Raw genomic sequence first — 5,287 nt, forward strand, 5'->3', positions numbered from 1 at the left:
TCCAGCATAGACCGCGATCAGGAGGGCGGGTTGCGGCTGGCAGAGCCGGGTCGGCCTGGGTCGCAGGTCGATTAGATTCTGCACTATAAATCAAACCTTATGCTACTTTCCATGCACGCTCTTGCAATGGCTCTAGGGGTCGATTGGATTCTGTGTTAATTTTATAACATGGATGGAAATTCTAGGCACCAGGTAATCAAGCGACTGCAGGCGGGACTCCCCCGCGGGGCGCCGTTCGACCTTGCCACCCTGAGCCAGTTCGGGGTGTCGCCCCAGCTCGCCGCCCACTATGCCGACGGCGGGTGGCTCGTGCGCCTGGCCCATGGCGTCTATGCCTTCCCGAACGATGAGTTCGGGGTCTACGGTGCGCTGAAGTTCCTGCAACAGCGCGTGCCCGGCCTGCACGTCGGCGGCAAGAGTGCCCTGGCCCTGCAGGGGGTGCGGCACAACCTGGGCAGCCGGGAGGCGCTGGTGCTGTGGGGCGACGGTCGCTTCGCGTTGCCGGCCTGGTTCACTTCGCGCTTTCCGGCCCGCTACGTCCACGCCCGCCTGTTCGACTGGCCGGACACGGTGCTGGCCGGCAAGACCCTGACCACGCCGCCTGGCCTGCCCGAGGATCTGCGGGTGGCAGCCCCCGAGCGTGCCGTTCTGGAGCTGCTGTACGAAGCCGGCATCAAGCAGAGCCTCGAAGAGGCCCGCAACCTCTTCGATGGACTGCGTTCCCCCCGCAAGGACTTGCTCGGGCAACTGCTGTCCTGCTGCGCCAGCGTGAAGGCCGTGCGCTTGTTCCTCACCTGGGCGCGCGAGACCAGCCTCGTGGATGTCGACGCCCTGCTGGAGCAGTATCCGGTTCGCACCGGCAGCAACACGCGCTGGATGAGCCGGCTCGATGACGGCACCTTGCTGAGCCTGAGACCTCATGGATAAGACCTACGCGGATACCGTTCGCCTGCTGCTGGCCGTCGCACCCGACGTGTTCGCCAACGACATCTTCGCCATGAAGGGTGGCACGGCCATCAACCTCTTCGTGCAGGACATGCCACGCTTGTCGGTGGACATCGACGTGGTGTACCTCCCGTGGCAGACGCCGCGCGACGAAGCGCTGCAAGCCATCAACCAGGAGCTGGCCGCCATCGCCACGCGCGTTGCACCACTGGGCGTGCAGACACGCTTGGTTCGCGCCAAGGACCTGGGGGACACCAAGCTGATCGTCGAGAACGACGCCGGCCAGGTGAAGATCGAGGTCAACGTCGTGTTCCGAGGCAGCGTGCTGCCCGTCGAGCGGCGACCACTGAGCGCCAGGACCAGCGATCTGTTCGGCGTCGAGTTCGAGCTGCCGGTTCTGGCACCGGACGAGCTGTACGCCAGCAAGCTGGTGGCTGCGCTGGATCGACAGCATCCGCGTGATCTGTTCGACGTGTGGCAGCTCTACGAATCGGGCGACATCAGCGACGGCATGGTCGAGTGCTTCGTGATCTATCTGGCGGGCCACAACCGGCCGCCCCACGAAGTGCTGTTCGGCAACGACAAGGACATCGCCGGCGAGTACGAGCGGGCCTTTGTCGGCATGACCGAAGTGGACTGCTCCCTGGAGACACTGCTCGACGCTCGCGCCAGGATGCGGCGCGAGCTGCCACAGCGACTGAGCACCGCGCACAAGCAGTTTCTGAGCGGGCTGGCGCGCGCAGAACCGGACTGGTCGCTGGTGCAGTGCCAGCACGCCGCGCAACTGCCGGCACTGCGCTGGAAGCTCGCCAATCTCGAAACCTTCCGCAAGCGCCGTCCCGACGACTTCGCAGCGCAATCCGCCGCCCTCGACACCGGCTTGGGCCAGAGCTGACGAACATCCCCGCAGCTTCCGGCTTGCCGGGATTGCCCCATGCCGCATTCATCGTGGCACCCGCGCAGCAGCGGCCCTATACCCAAAGGCTTCCGACAAAGGCCAAAGGGTTGGGAAGGGGCAAAGGAAGGGCGCCAAGGGGAAAGGCCCTATCCTGAAAAGGCCAAAAGGCGCCCCCGAGCAGCCCGTCATCCGGGGTTCGCCATGCTCTCGCTGTTCCAGCGCAAACGGGTGCCACCCACCGCCGGCACACCGGCCACATCCGCCATCGAAACTCCGAAAGGGTCGATGCGGCCGGAGTCGGCCGCATCGCCGCTGGCCACGCCGCGCCGGCAGAAACTGCTAGAGCATATCTGGCAGCGCACATCGCTCTCGCGCCGGCAGTTCGCCACGCTCTACCTCGCCCCACTGGAGCGCTACGCCGAGCTGGTCCAGCAGTTCCCGGCCTCCGAGAACCACCACCACGCCTATCCGGGCGGCATGCTGGACCACGGCCTGGAGATCGTCGCCTATGCGCTGAAATTGCGGCAGTCATACCTGCTGCCTGCGGGCGTCACGCCGGAGGCACAGGCGGCCCAGGCCGAAGCCTGGACCGCAGGCACGGCCTACGCGGCCCTGCTGCACGACATCGGCAAGATTGCGGTCGATCTGCACGTCGAGCATGACGATGGCAGCGTCTGGCATCCCTGGCACGGCCCGCTGCGAAAGCCCTACCGCTTCCGTTACCGAAAGGAGCGCGAGTACCGCCTGCACAGCGCCGCCACCGGGCTGCTCTACGCGCGCCTTCTCGATCGGGACATCTTCGACTGGCTCAGCGGCTATCCCGACCTCTGGGCCGCGCTGCTGTACGTGCTGGCCGGCCAGTACGAGCACGCCGGCACGCTCGGCGAGCTCGTCGTGCAGGCCGACCAGGCATCGGTCGCCCAGGAACTCGGCGGCGATCCCAGCAAGGCGCTGGCGGCGCCCAAGCATGCGCTGCAACGCAAATTGCTCGACGGCTTGCGCTACCTGCTCAAGGAAGAATTCAAGTTGAACCAGGCCGGCCCGGCGGACGGTTGGCTGACCCAAGACGCCTTGTGGCTGGGGTGAGCAAGACCGTCTCCGACAAGCTGCGCGCGCATCTGCTGTCGCAGGGCATCGACGGCATCCCGGCGAGCAACACGGCGGTGTTCAACGTGTTGCAGGATCACGGCATCGTGCAACCGACGCCGGATGGCAAGGCGATCTGGAAGGCTACCGTCACCAGCGACGCCGGCTGGTCGCACGCCTTCACCTTCCTGAAGCTCTCGCCGGCGATGATCTGGGATGCCGCCGACCGGCCGGCGCCGTTCGCAGGCCGTGTGCAGGTCGAAGAGGAACAGGCGGAGCCGCAGGCGCCGGCGGTGGCCGATGGGCCGCGCGTGAAAGGCACCGAAGCTGCACCCGCGAGCGCGGCGCCGATCGCATCCGCAGCCATGGACACCGGCGGGGCCGCGCTGCTCGACCTGCTGGGCGACACCGCTCCACCCACCGCGCCGGAGACCCCGAGTTGCCCTGTTGCCGAGTCCGAGCCGGCCCCATCGACCGTGCCCCCGTCGCAGATGAGCCTCGCGCCTGCCCAGGATCGCGCGCAGCCCTCCGGGGCGCACTTCATGGCCTGGCTGCGTCAGAGCATCCAGACGCGCAAGCTCATCATCAACGACGCCAAGGCCCTGGTGCATGCCGTCGCCGGTACAACCTACCTCGTCAGCCCCGGCGTGTTCCAGCGCTACGCGCAGGAGTACCTTCAAGTCGCCGCGCTGGCCAAGCAGGAGAAGCTGGAGGGGTGGCAGTGGGTACAGAAGCGCTTCGAGAAACTGGGACAGCACCGCAAGCAGCCGAGCGGGCTGAACATCTGGACCTGCGAAGTCACGGGGCCGCGCAAGTCGCGCCGGCTGCACGGCTACCTGCTCGCCAGCCCGGATGCGCTGTTCCAGGAGACGCCGCCAGACAACCCATACCTGCGGCTCGTCAACGGGGCCGCAAAGCGCGAAGATTCAGCCCTTGGGGGCAAGGACGACGATCAGGCGTAGGCATGCGACCGCTGTGCGGGCCGGCTTCAATCCGCGGATGGGGCCGACTCTGCCAGCTTGGCTTCGGTCAGAGTCATCAAGTGGGCGGAACTGCATTTCAGCGCACGGGCAATCTTGAGGATGAGAGGGAGCGTGGGGACATGCTCGCCGCGCTCGATCTTGCCCATGTGCGACCGTTCGATGCCGGCCATGTGGGCCAGCGTTTCCTGAGCGATGCCCTGGTTGGTTCTTTCTTCCCGCACGGCAGCCCCAAACGCGATGGCTGGTTCCGCTTCGTAGGTAGTGGTGCCGGTGGGGCGGCCCCTTTGGATCGAACGCTTTGGCATTGCCAAGAGCGTCGAACACGGTCACGATTTAAACCACGTTAAACTTAACTCATCCAACGGCTTCGAGATCAGTTGCCACGAGTTCACCGCCTGGGGGAGCTGGACGTGGAATCGAGTGACATCACCGCCGAAATTCGCATGGCCGTCCTCGGCGAATGGGTGCCTCCCCAGCTCGCCGACGTGCTCGCCCTGCAGCGTGCCGAAGAGCCGGACCCATGCCGTCCTGGCCTGGTGGACAGATCCCGGTCGACGCGCGGAGCTGCCGGACGACGGCTTCGACTTCGCCTTGTCTGCGGTTGCCCGGCAGTGGCCTGACTGGGTATGCGAACCGCTGTGGCATGACACGCTGGCGGTCGCCGTGGCCGAGCGCTCCCATCTGCTGGCCTACCGTGAAGTGCCGTGCGGTGAAGTGCTCAAGCAGCCCTTGATCTGCTCGCAGTCCACGGCCGATGAACCATGGCGCATGACCGTGCAGCGTGTGTTCGAGAACGCGCTGCAGGAGCGAGAGCAAGCGGTGGAGACATTCGATGTGGCGATGACGTTGGTTGCCGCCGGGTACGGGATCGCCATTGCGCCCGCCGCGAGATTGGCGAGCTACCTACGCCGAGGCATCGCCGTACGGCCGCTGGCCGGCGCACCAATGATCGTGATGGCTTACCTGCTCCGCCGCAACGCTACCTTGTCGGACACCCAGGCAAGATTCGCCCGCCGCGCGCGCTTGGTGTCCTGACTGATGCGCTGGCCTTCCCATTGATGCGTAACGGCCGGAACTGCACGTCTTCGGCCCTCCGGCTCTGCCGCCATACGTAGTCGCCGATCAAATTGATGTGCTCCCAGCCCAGCGGCGACAGGTATTGCAGCAACCCGTCGTCGATCCCGTTGCCGGAGTCGCGCAGCGCCTGCGTCGCAGCTCATCCTGACAACAATCTACCCTTGTTACCCTTGTCTCGAATTTCAAGGAACCTAGCGATCAAACAGCCGACTCCGATGGAGATCGCAACATCGGCGAGGTTGAACGCGGGCCAGTGCATGCCCTGCCAGTGGAAGTCGAGGAAGTCCACAACCTGACC

Annotated in this window: 4 protein-coding genes and 3 pseudogenes; 4 read left to right on the top strand and 3 right to left on the bottom strand. The window is 65.8% G+C overall.

The window, feature by feature from the left end:
• Window positions 1–168: 168 nt before the first annotated feature.
• From VGF12_RS08135 to mobH, 3 genes and pseudogenes are all read left to right on the top strand, one after another.
• Window positions 169–927, top strand: coding sequence for a type IV toxin-antitoxin system AbiEi family antitoxin domain-containing protein (locus VGF12_RS08135; protein WP_331175534.1), 759 nt, complete (start codon window positions 169–171; stop codon window positions 925–927).
• Window positions 920–1,840: a nucleotidyl transferase AbiEii/AbiGii toxin family protein gene (locus VGF12_RS08140; RefSeq protein WP_331175535.1), complete on the top strand. Its 921-nt coding sequence runs from the start codon at window positions 920–922 to the stop codon at window positions 1,838–1,840. The genes VGF12_RS08135 and VGF12_RS08140 overlap by 8 nt, the downstream gene beginning before the upstream one ends.
• A 204-nt stretch (window positions 1,841–2,044) precedes the next feature.
• Window positions 2,045–3,891 (top strand): annotated as a pseudogene (gene mobH / locus VGF12_RS08145) (MobH family relaxase).
• A gap of 26 nt (window positions 3,892–3,917) precedes the next feature.
• On the opposite strand, the gene VGF12_RS08150 reads toward mobH, so the two are convergent.
• Window positions 3,918–4,217 carry a helix-turn-helix domain-containing protein gene (locus tag VGF12_RS08150; protein ID WP_003282197.1) on the bottom strand — a complete coding sequence of 100 codons (300 nt, stop codon included), beginning with the start codon at window positions 4,215–4,217 and terminating at the stop codon, window positions 3,918–3,920.
• Between the two features lie 105 nt (window positions 4,218–4,322).
• Here VGF12_RS08150 and VGF12_RS08155 point away from each other — a divergent pair.
• Window positions 4,323–4,947 (top strand): annotated as a pseudogene (locus VGF12_RS08155) (substrate-binding domain-containing protein).
• Here the strand turns inward: VGF12_RS08155 and VGF12_RS08160 are convergent.
• Together VGF12_RS08160 and VGF12_RS08165 are read right to left on the bottom strand one after the other, a co-directional pair.
• Window positions 4,892–5,125 (bottom strand): annotated as a pseudogene (locus VGF12_RS08160) (Tn3 family transposase); the annotation flags it as partial. The pseudogenes VGF12_RS08155 and VGF12_RS08160 overlap by 56 nt on opposite strands.
• A 3-nt stretch (window positions 5,126–5,128) precedes the next feature.
• A partial coding sequence (locus VGF12_RS08165) for a signal peptidase II (protein WP_331175536.1) occupies window positions 5,129–5,287 on the bottom strand: 159 nt, incomplete at its 5' end.

It is taken from the genome of Roseateles sp. (assembly GCF_036404855.1).
GTDB lineage: Bacteria > Pseudomonadota > Gammaproteobacteria > Burkholderiales > Burkholderiaceae_C > Pelomonas.